This window comes from Cupriavidus cauae (genome assembly GCF_026210475.1).
GTDB lineage: Bacteria > Pseudomonadota > Gammaproteobacteria > Burkholderiales > Burkholderiaceae > Cupriavidus > Cupriavidus cauae.
The window spans coordinates 3171883-3192193 of record NZ_CP080293.1 but is presented as its reverse complement, the minus strand read 5'-3'; the positions used below and the strand labels follow the sequence as shown (position 1 = coordinate 3192193).

General features: G+C 67.7%; 20 protein-coding genes and 1 tRNA gene. 12 read left to right on the top strand and 9 right to left on the bottom strand.

Annotation, left to right across the window (positions count from 1 at the left end; genetic code table 11):
- Nucleotide 1: 1 nt before the first annotated feature.
- From trpA to KZ686_RS14200, 7 genes are all read left to right on the top strand, one after another.
- Nucleotides 2-805 carry a tryptophan synthase subunit alpha gene (gene trpA / locus KZ686_RS14230; protein ID WP_149317003.1) on the top strand — a complete coding sequence of 268 codons (804 nt, stop codon included), beginning with the start codon at nucleotides 2-4 and terminating at the stop codon, nucleotides 803-805.
- Between the two features lie 221 nt (nucleotides 806-1026).
- The gene (gene accD / locus KZ686_RS14225) at nucleotides 1027-1899 is read left to right on the top strand and encodes an acetyl-CoA carboxylase, carboxyltransferase subunit beta (protein ID WP_149317004.1); all 873 of its coding nucleotides are present in this window, start codon (nucleotides 1027-1029) and stop codon (nucleotides 1897-1899) included.
- A gap of 241 nt (nucleotides 1900-2140) precedes the next feature.
- Nucleotides 2141-3451 (top strand): bifunctional tetrahydrofolate synthase/dihydrofolate synthase, encoded by a 1311-nt coding sequence (gene folC / locus KZ686_RS14220; RefSeq protein WP_265632667.1) that lies wholly within the window; start codon nucleotides 2141-2143, stop codon nucleotides 3449-3451.
- A gap of 122 nt (nucleotides 3452-3573) precedes the next feature.
- The gene (locus tag KZ686_RS14215) at nucleotides 3574-4380 is read left to right on the top strand and encodes an SPOR domain-containing protein (protein ID WP_149317006.1); all 807 of its coding nucleotides are present in this window, start codon (nucleotides 3574-3576) and stop codon (nucleotides 4378-4380) included.
- 28 nt (nucleotides 4381-4408) lie between these two features.
- Nucleotides 4409-4906, top strand: coding sequence for a CvpA family protein (locus KZ686_RS14210; protein ID WP_149317007.1), 498 nt, complete (start codon nucleotides 4409-4411; stop codon nucleotides 4904-4906).
- Nucleotides 4907-5001: 95 nt separating this feature from the next.
- Nucleotides 5002-6528, top strand: a complete 1527-nt coding sequence (gene purF, locus KZ686_RS14205) for an amidophosphoribosyltransferase (protein WP_265632666.1) — start codon at nucleotides 5002-5004, stop codon at nucleotides 6526-6528.
- 86 nt (nucleotides 6529-6614) lie between these two features.
- A complete protein-coding gene (locus KZ686_RS14200; protein ID WP_149317009.1) occupies nucleotides 6615-7820 on the top strand; it encodes an O-succinylhomoserine sulfhydrylase in 1206 nt (401 codons plus the stop codon).
- A 25-nt stretch (nucleotides 7821-7845) separates the two neighbouring features.
- On the opposite strand, the gene KZ686_RS14195 is transcribed toward KZ686_RS14200, so the two are convergent.
- The 8 genes from KZ686_RS14195 to fdxA all read right to left on the bottom strand — a co-directional run bounded on the left by KZ686_RS14195 (nucleotide 7846) and on the right by fdxA (nucleotide 13160).
- On the bottom strand, nucleotides 7846-7980 hold the full coding sequence (locus KZ686_RS14195; RefSeq protein ID WP_265632665.1) for a hypothetical protein: 135 nt from the start codon (nucleotides 7978-7980) through the stop codon (nucleotides 7846-7848).
- Between the two features lie 31 nt (nucleotides 7981-8011).
- Nucleotides 8012-8881 (bottom strand): ABC transporter permease, encoded by an 870-nt coding sequence (locus KZ686_RS14190; protein WP_223819659.1) that lies wholly within the window; start codon nucleotides 8879-8881, stop codon nucleotides 8012-8014.
- A gap of 122 nt (nucleotides 8882-9003) precedes the next feature.
- The gene (gene nodI / locus KZ686_RS14185) at nucleotides 9004-9915 is read right to left on the bottom strand and encodes a nodulation factor ABC transporter ATP-binding protein NodI (protein WP_149317010.1); all 912 of its coding nucleotides are present in this window, start codon (nucleotides 9913-9915) and stop codon (nucleotides 9004-9006) included.
- A 172-nt stretch (nucleotides 9916-10087) separates the two neighbouring features.
- Nucleotides 10088-10549: a VanZ family protein gene (locus KZ686_RS14180; protein WP_407648490.1), complete on the bottom strand. Its 462-nt coding sequence runs from the start codon at nucleotides 10547-10549 to the stop codon at nucleotides 10088-10090.
- 236 nt (nucleotides 10550-10785) lie between these two features.
- A complete protein-coding gene (rpsU, locus tag KZ686_RS14175) occupies nucleotides 10786-10998 on the bottom strand; it encodes a 30S ribosomal protein S21 (protein ID WP_006578041.1) in 213 nt (70 codons plus the stop codon).
- Nucleotides 10999-11232: 234 nt separating this feature from the next.
- A tRNA-Asn gene (locus tag KZ686_RS14170) sits at nucleotides 11233-11308 on the bottom strand.
- 314 nt (nucleotides 11309-11622) lie between these two features.
- Nucleotides 11623-12729, bottom strand: a complete 1107-nt coding sequence (locus KZ686_RS14165; RefSeq protein WP_149317012.1) for an NAD(P)/FAD-dependent oxidoreductase — start codon at nucleotides 12727-12729, stop codon at nucleotides 11623-11625.
- Between the two features lie 107 nt (nucleotides 12730-12836).
- Nucleotides 12837-13160 carry a ferredoxin FdxA gene (gene fdxA, locus KZ686_RS14160; protein WP_226107524.1) on the bottom strand — a complete coding sequence of 108 codons (324 nt, stop codon included), beginning with the start codon at nucleotides 13158-13160 and terminating at the stop codon, nucleotides 12837-12839.
- A gap of 373 nt (nucleotides 13161-13533) precedes the next feature.
- Between fdxA and pncB the strand changes: the two genes are divergently transcribed.
- The 5 genes from pncB to KZ686_RS14135 all read left to right on the top strand — a co-directional run bounded on the left by pncB (nucleotide 13534) and on the right by KZ686_RS14135 (nucleotide 19779).
- On the top strand, nucleotides 13534-14709 hold the full coding sequence (pncB, locus tag KZ686_RS14155) for a nicotinate phosphoribosyltransferase (RefSeq protein WP_149317013.1): 1176 nt from the start codon (nucleotides 13534-13536) through the stop codon (nucleotides 14707-14709).
- A gap of 186 nt (nucleotides 14710-14895) precedes the next feature.
- Entirely contained in the window at nucleotides 14896-15582 is a 687-nt protein-coding gene (locus KZ686_RS14150; RefSeq protein WP_265632664.1) for a LutC/YkgG family protein, read from the top strand.
- A gap of 217 nt (nucleotides 15583-15799) precedes the next feature.
- Nucleotides 15800-17245: a sodium:proton antiporter gene (locus KZ686_RS14145; protein ID WP_265632663.1), complete on the top strand. Its 1446-nt coding sequence runs from the start codon at nucleotides 15800-15802 to the stop codon at nucleotides 17243-17245.
- 8 nt (nucleotides 17246-17253) lie between these two features.
- Nucleotides 17254-18291, top strand: coding sequence for a 2-hydroxyacid dehydrogenase (locus tag KZ686_RS14140; RefSeq protein ID WP_150083594.1), 1038 nt, complete (start codon nucleotides 17254-17256; stop codon nucleotides 18289-18291).
- Between the two features lie 90 nt (nucleotides 18292-18381).
- Nucleotides 18382-19779 carry a DNA recombination protein RmuC gene (locus tag KZ686_RS14135; protein WP_150083595.1) on the top strand — a complete coding sequence of 466 codons (1398 nt, stop codon included), beginning with the start codon at nucleotides 18382-18384 and terminating at the stop codon, nucleotides 19777-19779.
- A gap of 124 nt (nucleotides 19780-19903) precedes the next feature.
- Here KZ686_RS14135 and KZ686_RS14130 read toward each other — a convergent pair whose 3' ends face one another.
- Entirely contained in the window at nucleotides 19904-20182 is a 279-nt protein-coding gene (locus KZ686_RS14130; RefSeq protein WP_150083596.1) for a hypothetical protein, read from the bottom strand.
- Nucleotides 20183-20311: the final 129 nt, after the last annotated feature.

The following is a 20311-nucleotide window of genomic DNA, read 5'->3' as shown; positions in this document are numbered from 1 at the left end:
CATGTCCCGCATCCAATCGACTTTCGCGGCGCTGTCCGCACAAGGCAGGAAGGGCCTGATTCCCTTCATCACCGCCGGCGATCCCGAGCCCGGCCTGACGGTCGCGCTGATGCATGCGCTGGTCGAGGGCGGCGCCGATGTGATCGAGCTGGGCGTGCCGTTCTCCGACCCGATGGCCGACGGCCCGGTGATCCAGCGCGCGTCCGAGCGGGCGCTGGCCAACGGCGTCAGCCTGACCCAGGTGCTGGGCTGGGTGCGCGAATTCCGCCAGCGCGACGCCGGCACGCCCGTGGTGCTGATGGGCTATGCCAACCCGATCGAGCGGATGGGCGAGCGCGCGTTCGCGCAGGCCGCTCGTGAGGCCGGCGTCGACGGCGTGCTGGTGGTCGACTACCCGCCCGAGGAGTGCGAGTCGTTTGCCCAGCTGATGCGCGAGCACGGCATCGATCCGATCTTCCTGCTGGCGCCAACCACCACCGATGCGCGCATCGCGCAGGTCGCCAAGGTGGCCAGCGGCTACCTGTACTACGTGTCGCTCAAGGGCGTGACCGGTTCGGGCGCGCTGGACCTGGACAGCGTCGCCGCGCGCCTGCCGGTGATCAAGCGCCACGCCAACCTGCCGGTCGGCGTCGGCTTCGGCATCCGTGACGCGCAGACCGCGCGGGCGATCGCCAGCGTGGCCGACGCGGTCGTGATCGGCAGCCGGCTGGTGCAACTGCTGGAGGAAGCGCCGCGGGAACAGGCGGTACAATCGCTGCGTTCGTTCATCGCGGAGATCCGCACGGCGCTGGACGCCAAGGCGTGATGTATTAGCCTCATATCGGCGGCCATCGGCGGGCTCTGGCGACATTTCCCCGTCGACGGCCGCCGATTCCTGCTTTCCGCGGCACAGAATCTCGGCCCTTGTGCGGCGCCCGTGGTACATTCGCCGCCTTGGCCGATGGCCGGGCCTGCCCCCTGCGCGCGCGTGCGCCATATCACTTCGCGATGCGCCAGGCCGCGGCCTTATCCGAAAGGAGCGTTTTGATGAGCTGGTTGGATAAACTCCTGCCCCCCAAGATTCAACAGACCGACCCCTCGTCCCGCAAGGGCATCCCCGAGGGCCTGTGGGTCAAGTGCCCGTCGTGCGAGTCCGTGCTGTACCGGACCGACGTCGAGGCCAATCTGCATGTCTGCCCCAAGTGCGACCACCATATGCGCATCCGCGCGCGCGAGCGGCTCGATTCGCTGCTCGACGCCGAGGGCCGCTATGAGATCGGCCAGGAAATCGTGCCGGTCGACGCGCTCAAGTTCAAGGACTCGAAGAAGTATCCGGACCGCATCAAGGCGGCGATGGACGAGACCGGCGAGACCGACGCGATGGTGGTGATGGGCGGCGCGATCCATACCATTCCGGTGGTGGTCAGCTGCTTCGAATTCGCCTTCATGGGCGGCTCGATGGGTTCGGTGGTCGGCGAGCGCTTCGCGCGCGGCGCGCAGGCCGCGCTCGAGCAGAAGGTGCCGTTCATCTGCATCACCGCCACCGGCGGCGCGCGCATGCAGGAAAGCCTGCTGTCGCTGATGCAGATGGCCAAGACCACCGCGATGCTGAACAAGCTGTCGGGCGCCAAGCTGCCGTTCATCAGCGTGCTGACCGACCCGACCATGGGCGGCGTGTCGGCCAGCTTCGCCTTCCTGGGCGACGTGGTGATCGCCGAGCCCAAGGCGCTGATCGGCTTTGCCGGCCCGCGCGTGATCGAGCAGACCGTGCGCGAGAAGCTGCCCGAAGGCTTCCAGCGTGCCGAGTTCCTGCTGCAGAAGGGCGCCATCGACATGATCGTCGACCGGCGCAAGCTGCGTGCCGAGCTCGCGCAACTGCTGGCGCTGCTGCAGAAGCAGCCGGCCGACGCGGTGGCCTGAGCGGACCCCGATCGCCGAAGGATGGTTTGACGACGCGGACCTGGTCCGCGTTTTTCATTGGATAGTATGGTTCGCCGCAGGGTGTTCTCCCTCTCCCCCTCAGCGGGAGAGGGTTGGGGAGGCGGGGTGGTGTTGAGCTGCCCTCTCCCCCAACCCCTGTCCCGCCAGCGGGAGAGGGGAGGAAACCGCATGGGACGCCTGGCGTAACCGGGCGCGAACCGCAGCACATCACAGCAGCATCATGCCTATCTTCTCCTCCCTGCCCGAGTGGCTGGCCCACCTCGAAACCGCGCACCCGGTCGGCATCGACATGGGCCTGACCCGGATCAGCCGGGTCAAGGAAGCGCTCGGCCTGCGCATCGACGCGCTGGTGTTCACCGTGGGCGGCACCAACGGCAAGGGCTCGACCTGCGCGATGCTCGAGCGGATCCTGCTGGAGGCGGGGTACAAGGTCGGCTGCCATACCTCGCCGCATCTGCTGTCGTTCAACGAGCGCGCGCGCATCAACGGCGAGATGGCGACCGACGCGCAGCTGCTGCCGCATTTCGAGGCGGTGGAGCGCGCCCGCACCCGCTTCGCCGACCCGGTCAGCCTGACCTATTTCGAGTTCACCACGCTGGCGATCGTCCATGCCTTCGCCGCCGCGCAGCTCGACGCGATCATCCTCGAGGTCGGGCTGGGCGGCCGGCTCGACGCGGTCAATGTGTTCGATCCCGACTGCGCCATCGTCACCAGCGTCGATATCGACCATGCCGAGTACCTGGGCGATACCCGCGAGAAGATCGGCTTCGAGAAGGCGGGCATCTTCCGCCCGCATGTGCCGGCGATCTGCGGCGACCCGATGCCGCCGGCCTCGCTGGTCGAGCATGCCGAGACGATCGGCGCCGACCTGTGGCTGGTCGGGCGCGATTTCCAGCACCAGGCCGCCAAGGGGCAGGAGCGCCTGCAGTGGGACTGGAGCGGCCGCGGGCGCAAGCTCAATGGGCTGGGGTATCCGGCGCTGCGCGGCGCCAACCAGCTGCTGAACGCGTCGGCCGCGCTGGCCGCGCTGCAGGCGGTGCGCGACCGGCTGCCGGTCAGCGCGCAGGAGGTACGCAACGGGCTCGCCTTCGTCGATCTGCCGGGCCGCTTCCAGGTGATGGCGGGGCGTCCGACCGTGATCCTCGATGTCGCCCACAACCCCCATGCCGCGGCGACGCTGGGCCAGAGCCTGGAGAACATGGGCTTCTTCCGCTACACCTACGCGGTGTTCGGCGCGATGGCCGACAAGGACATCGCCGGCGTGCTGCGCCACCTGAGCGACAAGGTCGATCACTGGTGCCTGTGCGACCTGCCGACACCCCGCGCGGCCAGCGCCCAGGACCTGCTGGAGCACCTGGAGCAGGGCGGCTTCCGGCCGGGCCCGGACGCCACCGCGGCGTGCTTCGCCAGCCCCGAGGCGGCCTATCGGGACGCCATCGAGCGTGCCACCGAGAATGATAGAATCCTGGTCTTCGGATCGTTCTACACCGTGGCCGGCGTGATGGCGTACCGGGCGACTCAGGCGAACTAGCCTGCCGCACCGTTTTCCCGGGACACTTCCGGGGCACTGCCGGGGCACTGCCGGGGCACGCGCCGCGGTCGAGCGACAAACTCAAGGGGCGGCCGCGCCTGCCGCCCGCACCGAACCAATCTATGGGCCTGCTTTCGCTGTTTTCCTTCCGCAAGGGCAAAGACGCGGCACCGGAGCGCGCACGGCGCGCCCGCAGCGCCGACGCCGGAGCAGCCGGCGCGCGCGCCGGCAGCCGCGACATGCGCCGGGGTGGCGACCGCGGTGGCGACGACTATGCGGACGACATGCTGGACCCGGAATTCCCCCAGAAGCAACGCGCGCGGCGTCGCCTGATCGGCGCGCTGGTGATGACGGTGGCCGCGGTGATCGTGCTGCCGATCGTCTTCGAGACCGAGCCGCGTCCCGCCGCCGACCAGATCGCGGTGCGCCTGAGCGGCGGCCAGGGCGAGGCGCAGGCCAGGCCGGAACCGCGCAAGGCCGCGCCGCTGGCGCCGCAGCAGCAATCGCGCCTCGATGCGCAGGCGCTCGATGCCGGCGAGGAACTGGTCAGCGCACCGGCGGCCCGCGCGGCCGACAAGGCGCCGGAAAAGCCGGCCGAGCGTACCGAAGCGGCGCGCCAGGCCGAGGCGAAACCCGATCCCAAGGCGGAATCGAAGGCCGAATCGAAAACCGACAAGGCCGAAGCCAAATCGTCCGGCAGCGGCAAATACGTGATCCTCGTCGGCGCCTTCTCGACCGAGGACAAGGCCAGGCAGTGGATGAGCAAGTTGAAGGCGAACAAGGTGCCCGCATATATCGAACGCAAGGCGCTGGCCGACGGCGAACGCATCCTGCTGCGCGCCGGCCCGTTCTCGGACCGTGATGCCGCCGATGCCGCCGAAAAGCGGGTCCGCGCCACCGGCCTGACGGCCCGCGTGGTCGAGCTCTGAGCGGCGGCGGACGGCGGTGCTCGCGGGAATGCAGCTCACGTTCTTCGACTACGCGGTCGTGTTCGTGCTGGTCGCCTCGGGGCTGGTCGGCGCGCTGCGCGGCCTGATGCGCGAACTGCTGTCGCTGGTGGGGTGGATCGCGGCCTTTTTCGTGGCCTACAACTATGTCGGCGTCGCGACGCAATGGATGCCCGAGTCGCTGCCCGGCGGCGCGCTCGCGCGCAGCGCCGCCGGATTCGCGGTATTGTTCTTCGGCACCGTCATTGCCGCGGCGCTGGCCGGCGCGGTGATCGGCCAGTTGCTGGAAACCACCGGCCTGAAGCCGGCGGATCGCGGGCTTGGACTGGTGTTCGGGGTGGCGCGCGGCGCGCTGGTGGTGATGCTGCTGGTCACGTTGGCCGGCTTCACCAAGATGCCCGACGAACCTTTCTGGCGCGACGCGGTGTCGCGCCCCTATGTCATCGCCGCGATGGAGTCGCTGCGGCCCTGGTTGCCGCCGGAAATCGCCAAATACGTCAGAACCTGAGGCCGGGCGCGCGCCCGGCATGAACTTTTCGCGCCTGGTCTGCCGTCGGCAGCGCGCAGGGCGCGCCGAATCAAAGCCTTTCCTGGGAGCTTGGCATGTGCGGTATCGTCGGTGTGGTGTCTGCCACGCCCGTCAATCAGTTGATTTACGACAGCCTGCTGCTGTTGCAGCATCGCGGTCAGGACGCCGCTGGCATCGCGACCGCCAACGGCAGCACCTTCCACATGCACAAGGCCAACGGCCTGGTGCGCGACGTGTTCCGCACGCGCAACATGCGCGGCCTGCCGGGCGCGGCGGGCATCGGCCAGGTGCGCTACCCGACCGCGGGCTCGGCCTCCAGCGAGGAAGAGGCGCAGCCGTTCTACGTCAATGCGCCGTACGGCATCATCCTGGCGCATAACGGCAACCTGACCAACTGGCAGCAGCTGCGCGAGGAGATGTTCCGGCGCGATCGCCGCCACATCAATACGCACTCGGATACCGAGGTGCTGCTGAACGTGCTGGCCGACGAGCTGCAGCGCGCCAGCAACGACACCTCGCTCGATCCCGAGATCATCTTCGCCGCGGTGGCGGGCATGCACCGCCGCGTGCGCGGCTCGTATGCGATCGCCGCGCAGATCGCCGGCTACGGCATGCTGGCCGTGCGCGATCCGTTCGGCATCCGCCCGCTGTGCCTGGGCAGCATCGAGACGGCGACGGGCAAGGAATGGATGGTCGCGTCGGAATCGGTGGCGCTCGAAGGCATCGGCTACAAGCTCGAGCGCGACGTGGCGCCGGGCGAGGCGATCTTCATCGACCTGGACGGCAAGCTGTACACCAAGCAGTGCGCCGACAATCCGCTGCTCAATTCCTGCATCTTCGAATACGTCTACCTGGCGCGGCCGGATTCGTGCATCGACGGCGTGCCGGTCTACGACGCGCGCCTGCGCATGGGCGATTACCTGGCCGAGAAGATCCGCAGCGAAGTCAGCGCGGGCGATATCGACGTGGTGATGCCGATTCCCGATTCGAGCCGGCCGGCGGCGATGCAGGTCGCCAACAAGCTGGGCCTGAACTATCGCGAGGGCTTCTTCAAGAACCGCTATGTCGGCCGCACCTTCATCATGCCGGGCCAGGCGGTGCGCAAGAAGTCGGTGCGCCAGAAGCTCAACGCGATGGGCGTCGAGTTCAAGGGCAAGAACGTGCTGATCGTCGACGACTCGATCGTGCGCGGCACCACCTCGTTCGAGATCGTGCAGATGGCGCGCGATGCGGGCGCCAACAAGGTGATCTTCGCGTCCGCGGCGCCGCCGGTGAAGTTCCCCAACGTCTACGGCATCGACATGCCGACCCGCAGCGAGCTGGTCGCGCATGGCCGCAGCCATGACGAGATCTGCCGCATGATCGGCGCGGACCAGCTGGTCTATCAGGACGTCGAGGCGATGAAGCAGGCGGTGCGCGACATCAACCCGGCGCTGAAGGACTTCGAGGCCTCGTGCTTCGACGGCAAGTACATCACCGGCGATATCGACGAGGCCTATCTGGACCGCCTCGAGACCGCACGCAGCGAAGCCGACCGCGAAGGCGGCGGCGATACCGAGCGTTCGCAGCTGCATCTGCAGCGCTCGGGCGGCAACGAGTAAGGCCCGCCGGTTTCTCCCTGTCCCAACCCCTCTCCCGCGCGCGGGGGAGGGGAGCCATTCCATCGCTACCCACGATTGCCCCGACCATGAACGACCCGCTCGACCTCGACTCCCTCGGCATTGATACGCTCGGCGTGCGCGCCGGCACGCTGCGCAGCGAGTTCATGGAGCATTCCGAGGCGATGTACCTGACGTCGAGCTTCTGCTTCGGCAGCGCCGCCGAGGCGGCCGAGCGCTTCGCCAACTCGGAAGAGGGCTACACCTACTCGCGCTTCACCAATCCGACCGTCAGCATGTTCCAGCAGCGGCTGGCCGCGCTGGAAGGCGCCGAGGCCTGCATGGCGACCGCCTCGGGCATGAGCGCGATCCTGTCGGTGGTGCTGTCGTCGATGCAGGCCGGCGACCACCTCGTCAGCTCGCGCGCGATCTTCGGCTCGACGATGACGCTGTTCTCGAACATCTTCGCCAAGTTCGGCGTCGAGACCACCTTCGTCGACGGCACCGACCTAGCCGGCTGGCGCGCCGCGGTCAAGCCGAACACCAAGCTGTTCTTCCTCGAGACGCCGTCGAACCCGCTGACGGAGGTGGCCGACATCGCCGCGGTGGCGGATATCGCGCACGACGCCGGTGCGCTGCTGGTGGTCGACAACTGCTTCTGCTCGCCGGCGCTGCAGCAGCCGCTGCGCTTCGGCGCCGACCTCGTGGTGCATTCGGCGACCAAGCATATCGACGGCCAGGGCCGCGTGCTCGGCGGCGCGGTGCTGGGCAAGCACGACTTCATCATGGGCAAGGTGTTCCCCTTCGTGCGGACCGCCGGCCCGACGCTGTCCGCCTTCAACGCCTGGGTGATGCTCAAGGGCATGGAGACGCTGGCGATCCGCATGGAGCGCCATTCGGCCAGCGCGCTGGCGCTGGCCCAGTTCCTCGAATCGCATCCGGCGGTGGCACGGGTCTATCACCCCGCGCTGAAGTCGCATCCGCAGCACGACATCGCGATGCGCCAGCAGAGCGGCGGCGGGGCCATCGTGTCGTTCGAACTGAAGGGCGCGACGCCGGAACAGCAGCGCGCCAACGCCTGGCGCGTGATCGACAGCACGCGCCTGTGCTCGATCACCGGCAACCTGGGCGACACGCGCACCACCGTGACGCATCCGTACACCACCACGCACGCACGCGTCAGCCCCGAGGCCAAGGCCGCGGCCGGCATCGGCGAGGGCCTGATCCGCATGGCGGTGGGGCTGGAGTCGGTCGAGGACCTGAAGGCGGATCTGCTGCGCGGCTTGGGCGACTAAGCTTCACTGACTCGACGCGCTCGACCTACTCGACGCGCTCGACGCGCTCGACCCGCCCGACCCGCTCGATTCGCTCGATTCGCGCGATCCAATCGATTCGCTTAATTCGCTCGATTCGATCGACGAGGAAAAAGCCGGCCCCAGGGTCGGCTTTTTCCATGGCGTGTCCCCCAGCACGCGGGGCGCCGAACTTACCGCAGCATCCGCCGGCGCAGCAGCATCAGCGCCACCACCAGCGCCACCGCCGCATAGGCGGCCAGCACGGCCAGATGCAGGCCGACCTGGTCGACCGGGCGATCCAGCATCAGCGGCCGGATCAGCGCCACCGCGTGCGCCAGCGGCAGCGCCTGCGTGGCGGCCTGCACGCCGGGCGGCAGCTGTTCCAGCGGAAAGAACACGCCCGACAGCAGCAGCATCGGCGTCATCACCAGCGTCTGGTAGAACATGAAGAAGTCGTAGCTGGGCGCAAGCGCGGTGACGATCATCGCCAGGCTGGCGAAGGCGATGCCCGCCAGCGCGATCACCGGCAGCGCCAGCAGCGCGTTCGGCATCTGCGCATAGCCCAGCGCGCTGGCCACCAGCATGATCGCCACGCCCGACAGCACGGCCTTGCTGGCCGCCCACAGCACCTCGCCGAGCACCACGTCGCCCAGCGTCAGCGGCGCGTGCATGATGGCCTCCCAGGTGCGCTGCACGTGCATGCGCGAGAAGGCCGAATACATCGACTCGAAGCTGGCCGACATCATCACGCTGGAGGCGGTGGTGCCGGCGGCGAGGAAGGCAATGTACGAGACGCCGTCGACGCGTCCGACCAGCAGGCCGAGCCCCAGTCCCAGGCCGAACAGGTAGATCATCGGATCGGCCAGGTTGCCGATCATCGACGGGATCGCCAGCTTGCGCCAGACGCGGTAGTTGCGATACCAGACCATGGTCCAGTTGCGCAGGTTCAGCGGCCACAGCGGCTGCGGATAGCGCCGCGTGGTGAGGGTCGCGCCGCCGGACGCCGCCGCCGCGGTGGCCAGCTTGCCGTCGTTGCCCGGGTCCGGGTCTCGTTCGCTCATGGTTTCCTCGATGGTTCGGTGCGTGGCGGTGGGCTGCGGATGGGTTGCGGGGTCGTTGAGGGCTCGGTGCGGGTGAGCGTCAAGCTGGCTGCGGCTCGGCTGCGGGCAGGCCGGTCAGGCGTTCAATCCCGCATCTCGCGGCCGGTCAGTTTCAGGAACACATCCTCCAGATTGGCCGGGCGATGCAGGTAGCGGATGCCGCCATTGCCGTGCAGCGCCGCCAGCAGCGGCTCGGGCTCGCGCACGTAGCAGAACAGCGTCTCGCCGCTCTTCTCGGTGCGCTCGGCCAGCGGCGCCAAGCGCTCGCGCAGCGCGTCCAGTTCCTCGCCATAGACCTCGACCACGTCGCAGCCGATCTGCCGGTCGATCAGCTCGTGCGGCTTGCCTTCGGCGATCTTGCGGCCACCGTCGATCACGCACAGATAGTTGCACAGCCGCTCGGCCTCCTCCATGAAATGGGTGGTCAGCAGAATGGTCTTGCCGGCGGCCAGCAGCGACTTGAGCCGGTCCCAGATCAGATGGCGCGCCTGCGGGTCCAGCCCGGTGGTCGGCTCGTCCATCACCAGCAGGTCGGGATCGTTGATCAGCGCCCGCGCTACCGTCAGGCGCCGGCGCATGCCGCCGGACAGGTCGCGCACATGCGCGTCGGCGCGGTTTTCCAGGCGGGCGAATTCGAGCAGCATCGGCACGCGCCGTTCGATCTCGGCGGCCGACAGGCCGAAATAGCGGCCGAAGATGCGCAGGTTCTCGACCACGGTGAAGTCCGGGTCGAGATTGTCGAACTGCGGCACCACGCCGACGCGCATGCGGGCCTGCGGCGCGCGGGCGGGAACCGGTTCGCCGCACAGCGTCAGCTCGCCCGAGGCCGGCGTGGTCAGCCCGAGCAGCAGGCGCAGCGTGGTGGTCTTGCCGGCGCCGTTGGGGCCCAGCAGGCCGAAGCACTGGCCGCGCTGCACCTGCAGGCTCAGATCGTCGACGACGACGGTGTTGCCGTATTGCTTGCGCACGTGGCGCAATTCGAGAATGGCAGTCAACGCAGCGTTCCGGTGAAGCGCGCCTGGCGCAATCCCGCCATTATGCCGATCTGCTTGCGATCGGTCCTTGGCGCGCCGCAGCAGGGCGTCGGTCAATCCGGCCGGGGGCCAGGCTCCACCAGGCCCGCTATGCCGTTTATGCCGTTTATGCCGGTTATGCCGGCCAGGCCCGTCAGGCCGCGCGTCGTGCCCGCAGGCGGCGCATCAGCGCACGCACCAGTCCGTGCATCAGCCACCCCAGCGCGAGGCCCAGCGCGTCGGCCAATATGTCGATGGCGTCGGCGGAGCGGTAGGGCGTCATCGACTGCAGCCACTCGATCAGTCCGCCATAGACCAGCAAGCCGAGCGGCACGGCCCATGGCCGCGCCGGATAGGCGCGCCATCCGAGCACGCCCAGCGTGGCGAACGCCAGCAGGTGGTTGCTCTTGTCCCAGCCGGTGGTCGGCATCGGCGTCGTTGGCGGCATCAATGCGAGCGTCAGCACGGCGCACAGGCATAGCCAGAAGGCGAGACGCCACTGCGACGGGCCGATCGTCAGGCTGGAGAATGGACGCAAAGACGGACGCGAGGACGGACGCGAGGACGGACGCGAGGACGGACGCGAGGACGGACGCGAAGACTGGCCGGAAGACATGCGGAAACGGTTCCTGGGGCGAGACAACAGGAACGTACTGTAGCAGCCGGGGCAGGGGCCCGATATCGGCTGTGGGGATGGGTGGCGCAGCGGGTGTCGTCGGCCAGATGGCTGGACGAGAGGGCGCTCCCCGGGGGAGTGCGCGTTCTCCCGGGCGGTGGGAGAACGGGACAGCAACGGGGGTCACGCGGCGGACGATGGGCCGCGCCAGCGGGACTCCCGGCAGTCGAAGACGATCAGTACATCTTCTTCGGCAGCATCTGCATGCGCAGACGCTTGCGCAGGCGCGACTCGGCGGCCTTCTTCTTGCGCTTGCGCTCGGTGGTCGGCTTCTCGTAGGCCGTGCGGCTCTTCAGTTCGACGATCAGGCCATTTTGCAGAATGGCCCGGCGGAATCGCCGCATGGCGACGTCAACCGGTTCGCCCGGCTTCAAAACGATCTTGGTCAAAGCTTGTCCTTCGGGGTGCCGCTGCTGCGGCGGGGTGGAACGGTGAGCCTCGGCAGCCTCGAGCCTGTGCTCGCTGCCGATACCCGCGGAGCTGGGTGTTGGCAAAACCCCGCAAGCATGGCGGGGCAGTGGACCGGAAGGGTGGGCGTGCGAGTCGCGACAGGGTCGGTCACGCAGGATGCCAGCGCACCAGTGAAAAGGCCCGCCATCTCGGATGGCGGGCCTTTTATTCTTTGGCTCCCCGACCTGGGCTCGAACCAGGGACCTGCGGATTAACAGTCCGTCGCTCTACCGACTGAGCTATCGGGGAACAGCTGAGAAAAGGATTATAGCCAGTTTCTCGTTACTTCGTCAACAACGTTTCGACATTTTGTTGTCGTTGCGTCATCCGCAAAACGCCGCGCCGAAGTGTCCGGCCTGCCTGCGCATTCGTTGGGTCGGAAGCCCTGGGGCCGATCCGGTGCCGCGAATGTGCGTTGGCGAGGGGCGCATTATAGACGGCGGGCGAGCGGAATGCCAAGAAGAATTTGCGGGAGGCAATGAAAAACCGCCCGAAGGCGGTTCTTCAACAGACCTGCGAGACGATGCCCGGCGTTGGCCATGCATCGCTCCGTCGAGCATCGCTCAGTCGAACACCGGCGATTCGACGCCCAGGATCTTGTGCAGCTTCGGCGAGGTCGTCGTGTACTGCATGTGGATCTTCTTCTCGGGGAAGATGTACGGGGCGGCGCCGAAGGCGGCCAGCGCGGCCTCGTGGAAGCCCGACAGGATCAGCTTCTTCTTGCCCGGATAGGTGTTGATGTCGCCGACCGCGAAGATGCCCGGGATATTGGTCTCGAACTTCTCGGTATCGACCTTGATCTGCTTGCGCTCCAGGTCCAGGCCCCATTCGGCGATCGGGCCGAGCTTGGGCGACAGCCCGAAGAACACCAGCAGATCGTCCAGCGGCATGCGGCGCGTCACGCCGTCGCCGCCGGTGACCTTGATCTCGGTCAGCACGCCGTCCTTTTCCTCGTAGCCGCTGATCTGGCCGACCATGAACTGCATCTCCATCTGCTCGCACAGTTCCTTCATCTTGGCGACCGAGGCCGGTGCGGCGCGGAAGCCGTCGCGACGGTGGATCAGCACGACCGACTCGGCCTTGCCGACCAGGTCCAGCGTCCAGTCCAGCGCCGAGTCGCCGCCGCCGACGATCACCAGGTTGCGGCCGTGGAAGCGGCTCGGATCCTTGACGCGGTAGAACAGCTGCTTGCCGTCGAACTTGTCCAGGCCCTCGACCTTCAGCGTGCGCGGCTGGAACGAACCGACGCCGGCGGCGATGAAGATGGTCTTGGTCAGGAAGCGGGTACCGAGCGAGGTCTCGACGAAGAAGCGGCCGTCCTCCTGGCGCTCGACCACCGAGACTTCCTGGCCGAGATGGAAGGTCGGCTCGAACGGCTCGATCTGCTTGAGCAGGTTGTCGGTCAGCTCCTGGCCGGTGCAGATCGGCACCGCCGGGATGTCATAGATCGGCTTGTCCGGATACAGCTCGACGCATTGGCCGCCGACGACCTTCAGCGAGTCGATCACGTGCGCCTTGATCTCGAGCAGGCCGAGTTCGAAGACCTGGAACAGGCCGACCGGACCGGCGCCGACGATCAGCGCGTCGATTTCGAGGGGCTGGCCACCGCCAGCGTTGCCGCCGACCTGATTGGTGGTGTCCGCGACGGGGTTGGGGATGCTCAAGTCCATATGCGTCCTGATACGTTTGGGGGCACGGGGTGCCCGGCATTGCGGGAAAGCGCGTGGGGACGGCCTTCTCTTTGTCGCTATCGGGTGGGGGTGGCTGGCGCGTCGGCTCAGCGTTCCAGGTATTGCAGCTTGCCGGTGGCGTCCTTCCATTCCTCGGCCTCGGGCAGCGGGGCCTTGGTCTTGGTGATCGAAGGCCAGCTGCGGGCCAGTTCGGCGTTCAGTTCGATGAACTGCAGCTGGTCGCCCGGCACGTCTTCCTCGGCATAGATCGCGTTGACCGGACACTCCGCGACGCACACCGCGCAGTCGATGCACTCGTCCGGATCGATCGCGAGGAAATTGGGGCCCTCGCGGAAACAATCAACCGGACACACGTCAACGCAGTCGGTATAGCGGCAACGGATGCAGGATTCGGTGACAACGTGAGTCATTTCGGTTCCAGGAAAACGGATCGGCTTCGATGGGAGACTGTTTTGGGCCGCTTGTGCCGGTACTTGTGCCCCGTGCTTGTGTCCGCGCTTGTTCCCGTACAGCGCACGCACACGCGGGACGAGCGTCGACCGCGGCCTTTCAAAGATCGGTATTGTAGCCGACCCGTTCGTGCCGCACAGCGGCCCTATATAGCCGAATCAGATAGTTTTCTTATTTCTTTATGCGGCACTGTTCGGCATTGGTCCGCGGGTCGATCCGGTGGCCGCTTTGGTCCCGGTATGGGCCGCCGTCGCGCATTGGCCCCATGCGCGACGAGGTCGCCCGATGGGTTAGCATGTGGGCCTGATTCGGCACACTTGTGCGGGTTACGCCATGATCATCCAATCTCTGCTCGACACCGACCTCTACAAATTCACGATGATGCAGGTCGTGCTGCATCATTTTCCGGCGGCCCAGGTCGAGTACCGCTTCAAATGCCGCAATGCCGGCGTGGATTTGACGCCGTACGCGGACGAGATCCGCGCGCAGATCGAATTGCTGTGCCAGTTGCGCTTCACCGAGGACGAACTGGAATATCTGCGCGGCTTCCGCTTCATCAAGAGCGATTTCGTCGATTTCCTCGGCCTCTTCCAGCTCAACGCCAAATACGTGTCGGTGAACCCGTCGCCGACGCATCCGGGCGAAATCGACATCACGATCCGCGGCCCGTGGCTGCATACCATCCTGTTCGAAGTCCCGCTGCTGGCGATCGTCAACGAGGTGTACTTCCGCCATACCCAGCCGCAGCCCGACTGGGAGGAAGGCCGGCGCCGGCTGGTCGACAAGCTGGCGCTGCTGCGCATGCCGGGCCGCGACGACTGCGTGATCGCCGACTACGGCACGCGCCGGCGCTTCTCGCGCGACTGGCAGGAGGAGGTGCTGTCGTCGATGCAGCAACTGCTGGGACCGCAGCTGGCCGGCACCAGCAACGTGCATTTCGCCCGCAAGCACAACCTGACGCCGCTCGGCACCATGGCCCACGAATACCTGCAGGCCTGCCAGTCGCTCGGGCCGCGGCTGCGCGATTCGCAGGTGTTCGCGCTGGAGACCTGGGCGCGCGAATATCGCGGCGACCTCGGCATCGCGCTGTCCGACACCTACGGCTTCGATGCCTTCCTGAACGACTTCGATCTGTACTTCTGCAAGCTGTTCGACGGCGTGCGGCACGACTCGGGCGATCCGGTGGCCTGGGGCGAGCGGATGCTGGAGCACTACAGCAGGAACCGCGTCGATCCGCGCAGCAAGACGCTGATCTTCAGCGACAACCTCAATATCCCGCGCGTGATCGAGCTGTACGAACGCTTCGGCGGCCGCTGCCGGCTGGCGTTCGGCGTCGGCACCAATCTGACCAACGACCTGGGCTACACGCCGCTGCAGATCGTCATCAAGATGGTCCGCTGCAACGGGCAACCGGTCGCCAAGCTGTCGGACACGCCGGAAAAGACCATGTGCGACGATCCGGCCTACCTTGGCTATCTGCGCCAGGTGTTCGGCGTCGAGCCGGCCTGATCCTGGCCGGTTTCCGCAACCGCTTTCCGCCGCTGCTTTCCGCCGCCGCTTCCGGACGCAGCTTCGGGCGGCGGCTTCCGGCGGCTGCGTCCGGCGGCCGCTTCCCGCTGCGTTTCGGCGAAAGCCGCGGGCAGGGGGACTTATAATGCCCGCTGCCCCGGCCTCCCGACACCGATCGTCCGCACCATGAATACCGATTCCGCTCGCGACCGCATCTTCGCCCGTATCCGTGCCGCCCAGGGGCGGCCGGCGCAACCGACCCGAGGCGAGCGCGAGGCGGTGGCCGACTACCTGGCGCGCCATCCGCAAGGGCCGCGTCCCGGCGTGGCGGGCGATCTGGTCGAAGCGTTCAGCGTGCAGGCGCGCAAGATGGCCTCGACGGTCCAGCGCGTCGCCACGCTGGCCGACGTGCCGGCGGCGGTGGCGCACTATCTGAGCGGACTGGCGCTGCCCCCGCGCGCGGTCGCCTGGCCCGCGCTCGCCGCGCTCGACTGGCAGGCGCAGGGCATCGCGGTCGAAGCGCGGCCGCCGCTGCGCGATCCGGAGGCGGACCGAGACCATGGCGATCTGGTCGGCATCACCGGCTGCTTCTGCGCGATCGCCGAGACCGGTTCGCTGATGCTGCTGTCGGGGCCGGAAACCTTCGCCTCCGGCGCGCTGCTGCCCGAGACCCATATCGCGGTGGTGCCGGCCGGCCGCATCGTCGCCGACCTCGAGGAAGCCTTCGCGCTGGTGCGCGCCGAGCGCGGTGAGCTGCCGCGCGCGACCAACATCATCAGTGGCCCGTCCCGTACCGGCGATATCGAGCAGACCATCGTGCTGGGCGCGCACGGGCCGTATCGCGTGCACGTGGTGCTGGTCGAACAGGCCTGAGGGCGCGTTGACGTGCAGGTGCGTGCCGGAACGGTTTTCGTGCGTGCCGCAGCGTGGTTGAGCGTGGTTGAGCCGGCCTGAATATCGCTGCGCCACGGCACGCGACGCCCGTCCTGCTCTCCCGCGCCGCATCCCGTCGCGCCGGCCCTGATACGACGACGGGCATCCCGCATTCGACCCACTTCCAACAAACAGCAATAACAGGAGACCGAACACGATGCAGTCCGCCCTCGCGCCGCGCTTGTCCAACGCGCCCCGGCTGGCGCTGCCGGCCATGCTGGCGATGTTCCCCGCGCTGGCCGGCGCCGCCGAACTGGACGGCGCCGTGCTGGGGCCGCAGTGGGCCTTGCCCTTCGCCGGCATCCTGCTGTCGATCGCGCTGTTTCCGCTGCTGGCGCCGCGCTTCTGGCATCACCACTTCGGCAAGGTCGCCGCCGCCTGGGGCCTGCTGTTCCTGGTGCCGTTCGCGCTCGCATTCGGCATGCATGCCGCCACGGCCAACGTCGTGCATGCGCTGGTGGCCGAGTACATTCCGTTCATCGTGCTGATCGGCGCGCTGTATATCGTCGCGGGCGGCATCTGCGTGCAGGGCAACCTGCATGGCACGCCGAAGCTGAACACCGGCATCCTCGCGCTCGGCACCTGCCTGGCCAGCGTGATGGGCACCACCGGCGCGGCGATGCTGCTGATCCGTCCGCTGCTGCGCGCCAACGACAACCGCCGCCATGTCGCGCACGTGGTGGTCTTCTTCATCTTCCTGGTCGCCAATGCGGGCGGTTCGCTGACGCCGCTGGGCGATCCGCCGCTGTTCCTCGGCTTCCTGAAGGGCGTCGAATTCTTCTGGACCACGCGCCATATCTTTCCGCAGACGCTGTTCCTGTGCATCGCGCTGCTGGTGATCTTCTATTTCGTCGATCGCCACTACTTCCTCAATCGCGAGGAGGAACTGCCGCCGCGGCTCGATCCGACGCCGGATTCGCGCGGCATCCGCATCGACGGCAAGGCCAATTTCGCGCTGCTGCTGGCGATCATGGCGCTGGTGCTGATGAGCGGCCTGTGGCAATCGGATATCGCGTTCGACGTGATGGGCACCGTGGTGCCGTTGCAGGCGCTGGTGCGCGACGTGGCGCTGGTGGTGGTGGCGCTGGTGTCGCTGGCGATCACGCCGCACAGCGCGCGCGCCGGCAACGAGTTCAACTGGGATCCGATCCTGGAAGTGGGCAAGCTGTTCGCCGGCATCTTCCTGACCATCATCCCGGTGATCGCGATGCTGAAGGCGGGCACCGACGGTGCCTTCGCCGGCGTGATCCGCGCCGTCAGCGACAGCAACGGCCAGCCGATCGACAGCATGTATTTCTGGGCGACCGGCCTGCTGTCGTCCTTCCTCGACAACGCGCCGACCTACCTGGTGTTCTTCAATACCGCCGGCGGCGACGCGGCCACGCTGATGACGCGCGACGCCACCACGCTGGCGGCGATCTCGGCCGGCGCCGTATTCATGGGCGCCAACACCTATATCGGCAATGCGCCGAACCTGATGGTCAAGGCGATCGCCGAGGACCGCGGCGTGCGCATGCCGAGCTTCTTCGGTTATATGCTGTGGTCCTGCGGCATCCTGGTGCCGCTGTTCGGGGTGATGACCCTGCTGTTCTTCCGCGTCTGAGGTTCACGATGGCTTCGCAATCCCAACCGCAATCCCAAGCGCAATCTTCCTCGCCGCGTCCGGCCGTGCTGGTCACGCGGGCGATCTTCCCCGATGTGATCGAACGCCTCGCGCAGTATTTCGAGGTCGACCATAACCAGCCGGACGTGCCGCTCGACGCCGCCGCGCTGAAGGCACGCCTGGCCGGCAAGGCCGGTGTGCTTTCCAATGCCGCCGACCGCATCGACGCCGGGCTGATCGGCGCGCTGCCCGAACTACGCGCGGTCTGCAACATGGCGGTGGGCTACAACAACCTGGACCTGCCTGCGCTGACGGCGGCCGGCATCGTCGCCACCAACACGCCGGACGTGCTGACCGAGACCACCGCCGATTTCGGCTGGGCGCTGCTGATGGCCACCGCGCGGCGCGTCACCGAGTCGGAGCACTTCCTGCGCGCCGGCAAATGGGAGCGCTGGTCCTACGACATGTTCCTCGGCATGGACCTGCACGGCAGCAAGCTGGGCATCCTCGGCATGGGCCGCATCGGCCAGGCGCTGGCAAGGCGCGCCGCCGGTTTCGGCATGACGGTGCTGTACCACAATCGCAGCCAGCTGCCGGCCGAGATCGAGCAGGGGCTGGGCGCGCGCTACGTCAGCAAGGCCGAACTGCTGCGCGAGTCCGACCACCTGATCCTGGTGCTGCCGTACAGCGAGCAGAGCCACCATGCGATCGGCGCGGCCGAACTGGCGCAGATGAAGCCGACCGCGACGCTGATCAACCTCGCACGCGGCGGCATCGTCGACGATGCGGCGCTGGCCGAGGCGCTGCGCGAGCGGCGCATCTTCGCCGCGGGGCTGGATGTGTTCGAGGGCGAGCCCAAGGTCCATCCCGCGCTGCTGCAGGTGCCCAACGTCGTGCTGACCCCGCATATCGCCAGCGCCTCCGAAAAGACGCGGCGCGCGATGGCCAATCTCGCCGCCGACAATCTGATTGCCGCGCTCGGCGCCGGGCCCGATGCCGGCCGGCCGCCTTGTGTGCTGAACCCCGAAGTGCTGGCGCGCCGCTAGCTTGCCGCTGTGGTGGCCACCGCGCGGTGGCCACGCCCGGCCTGGCCGCGGCGGCGCCGGCTTCCACCCGGCTTCATGACTCGATCCCCGATGTCTTCCTCCTCGCTGATCCTGATCGCGCTGGCCGCGATCCTGCTGCTGACCCTGCTGACGCTCGTCGTGCTGCTGATGCGCGGGCGCGACGGCAGCGCCGGGCAGCTGCATGCGGAACTGATGCAACGCCTGGCCGACTGGCGCGAACGCGGCGAGCGCGACAGCGAACGGCTCGAACGCAGCCTGCGCGGCGAGGTTGCCGAGGCCGCGCGACTGGGGCGCGACGAAACCAGCGAGCAGATGATGCGCTTCCAGCAGACGCTGTCGGCGCAGATGACGCATATCGCCACGCTGCAGAACAACCAGATCGACATGTTCGCGCAGCAGCTCGCCAAGCTGACCGAATCGAACGAGCGGCGCCTGGGAGAGGTGCGCGCCACGCTGGAGCAGAAGCTCAAGGACATCGAGGCCAACAACGCCGCCAAGCTAGACGAGATGCGGCGCACCGTCGACGAGAAGCTGCACGCGACGCTGGAGCAGCGGCTGGGCGAATCGTTCCGCATGGTGTCGGACCGGCTCGAGCAGGTGCATCGCGGCCTGGGCGAGATGCAGATGCTGGCGCAGGGCGTCGGCGACCTCAAGCGCGTGCTGACCAATGTGAAGACGCGCGGCACCTGGGGCGAGGTCCAGCTGGAAATGCTGCTGCAGCAGATCCTGACGCCCGAGCAGTACGCGCGCAACGTCGAGACCGTGCCGAACTCGGGCGCGCGCGTCGAGTTCGCAATCCGCCTGCCGGGCAAGGAAGTGGGCGTCGGCAACGGCGGAGGGAGCGGCAGCGGCAACGGCACGGTCTGGCTGCCGATCGACGCCAAGTTCCCCAAGGAGCAGTACGAACGGCTGACCGACGCGCAGGAACGCGGCGATGTCGAAGGCGTGGCCGCCGCCGGGCGCGAACTCGAAGTGGCCATCAAGCGCGAGGCCCAGACCATCGCCGAGAAGTACCTGTCGCCGCCGGCCACCACCGACTTCGCCATCCTGTTCCTGCCGACCGAGGGCCTGTATGCCGAGGTGCTGCGCCGGCCCGGATTGACGGACCTGCTGCAGCGCAATCATCGCGTCACGGTGGCCGGCCCGACCACGCTGACCGCCGTGCTGAACAGCCTGCAGATGGGCTTTCGCACGCTGGCGCTGGAAAAGCGCTCGAGCGAGGTGTGGGAGGTGCTGGGCGCGGTCAAGACCGAGTTCGGCAAGTTCGGCGACGTGCTGGCGCGCACGCGCGACACGCTCGAGCGCGCCGCCCGCAATATCGAGCAGGCCGAGGTACGCAGCCGCCAGATGGCGCGCAAGCTGCGCAAGGTCGAGGCGCTGCCGTCCGAGGCCGCCGAGCAGCTGCTGGGCTTGCCGGAGGAGGACGACGGCGAGGCCGGGCCGAAGGATGCCGGCCCGGCGGCCTGAGCGGCGCCGGCAGGGATTCGGGCCCGCCGGCCTGGGGGCTGCCGGCGGCAGCGTCCGAGCAAAAAAAAAAGCGCATCCGCCGGGATGCGCTTTCTTTGTCGGAGAAGGGCCCGGCTGCCGGAGCTTATTGCCCCTCGGGCGGCAGATTGCGGATCGTCACCTCGATGCCGCCGAAGCGGGCCGCCACCCAGTTGTAGGCCTTGCAGGCCAGCCACAGCAGGCCGAAACCGACCAGCGCATTCAGGATCAGCGCGGTGAACACCGTGATGCCGGGCAGATCGCCGTAGCGGACAAAGGCCACGAACAACCCCATCGACACGATCGGCACCGAGAAGCACAGGTAGACCAGAACGAGCGCGCGTGCGGTCTTGACGGGGTGGAGGTAAGCGATCTCCTGATTCATGACAGCGTGGCAGTGGGGAAGAGTTGGGGTGCGGCAAGTGTAGCGAATGGGTGGCGTGGCGCATAGCCTCGCCCCGCCGGGGCGGCCGCACGCACGGCTTCGGTACGCAAAAAAACGACAGTGGCGAGG

What these genes read in the sequence shown, in the direction of transcription:
- trpA (WP_149317003.1), top strand. Translation starts at nt 2, where the DNA reads ATGTCCCGCATCCAATCGACTTTCGCGGCGCTGTCCGCACAAGGCAGG.
- accD (WP_149317004.1), top strand. Translation starts at nt 1,027, where the DNA reads ATGAGCTGGTTGGATAAACTCCTGCCCCCCAAGATTCAACAGACCGAC.
- folC (WP_265632667.1), top strand. Translation starts at nt 2,141, where the DNA reads ATGCCTATCTTCTCCTCCCTGCCCGAGTGGCTGGCCCACCTCGAAACC.
- KZ686_RS14215 (WP_149317006.1), top strand. Translation starts at nt 3,574, where the DNA reads ATGGGCCTGCTTTCGCTGTTTTCCTTCCGCAAGGGCAAAGACGCGGCA.
- KZ686_RS14210 (WP_149317007.1), top strand. Translation starts at nt 4,409, where the DNA reads ATGCAGCTCACGTTCTTCGACTACGCGGTCGTGTTCGTGCTGGTCGCC.
- purF (WP_265632666.1), top strand. Translation starts at nt 5,002, where the DNA reads ATGTGCGGTATCGTCGGTGTGGTGTCTGCCACGCCCGTCAATCAGTTG.
- KZ686_RS14200 (WP_149317009.1), top strand. Translation starts at nt 6,615, where the DNA reads ATGAACGACCCGCTCGACCTCGACTCCCTCGGCATTGATACGCTCGGC.
- KZ686_RS14195 (WP_265632665.1), bottom strand. Translation starts at nt 7,980, where the DNA reads ATGGAAAAAGCCGACCCTGGGGCCGGCTTTTTCCTCGTCGATCGAATC.
- KZ686_RS14190 (WP_223819659.1), bottom strand. Translation starts at nt 8,881, where the DNA reads ATGAGCGAACGAGACCCGGACCCGGGCAACGACGGCAAGCTGGCCACC.
- KZ686_RS14180 (WP_407648490.1), bottom strand. Translation starts at nt 10,549, where the DNA reads ATGTCTTCCGGCCAGTCTTCGCGTCCGTCCTCGCGTCCGTCCTCGCGT.
- KZ686_RS14165 (WP_149317012.1), bottom strand. Translation starts at nt 12,729, where the DNA reads ATGGACTTGAGCATCCCCAACCCCGTCGCGGACACCACCAATCAGGTC.
- fdxA (WP_226107524.1), bottom strand. Translation starts at nt 13,160, where the DNA reads ATGACTCACGTTGTCACCGAATCCTGCATCCGTTGCCGCTATACCGAC.
- pncB (WP_149317013.1), top strand. Translation starts at nt 13,534, where the DNA reads ATGATCATCCAATCTCTGCTCGACACCGACCTCTACAAATTCACGATG.
- KZ686_RS14150 (WP_265632664.1), top strand. Translation starts at nt 14,896, where the DNA reads ATGAATACCGATTCCGCTCGCGACCGCATCTTCGCCCGTATCCGTGCC.
- KZ686_RS14145 (WP_265632663.1), top strand. Translation starts at nt 15,800, where the DNA reads ATGCAGTCCGCCCTCGCGCCGCGCTTGTCCAACGCGCCCCGGCTGGCG.
- KZ686_RS14140 (WP_150083594.1), top strand. Translation starts at nt 17,254, where the DNA reads ATGGCTTCGCAATCCCAACCGCAATCCCAAGCGCAATCTTCCTCGCCG.
- KZ686_RS14135 (WP_150083595.1), top strand. Translation starts at nt 18,382, where the DNA reads ATGTCTTCCTCCTCGCTGATCCTGATCGCGCTGGCCGCGATCCTGCTG.
- KZ686_RS14130 (WP_150083596.1), bottom strand. Translation starts at nt 20,182, where the DNA reads ATGAATCAGGAGATCGCTTACCTCCACCCCGTCAAGACCGCACGCGCG.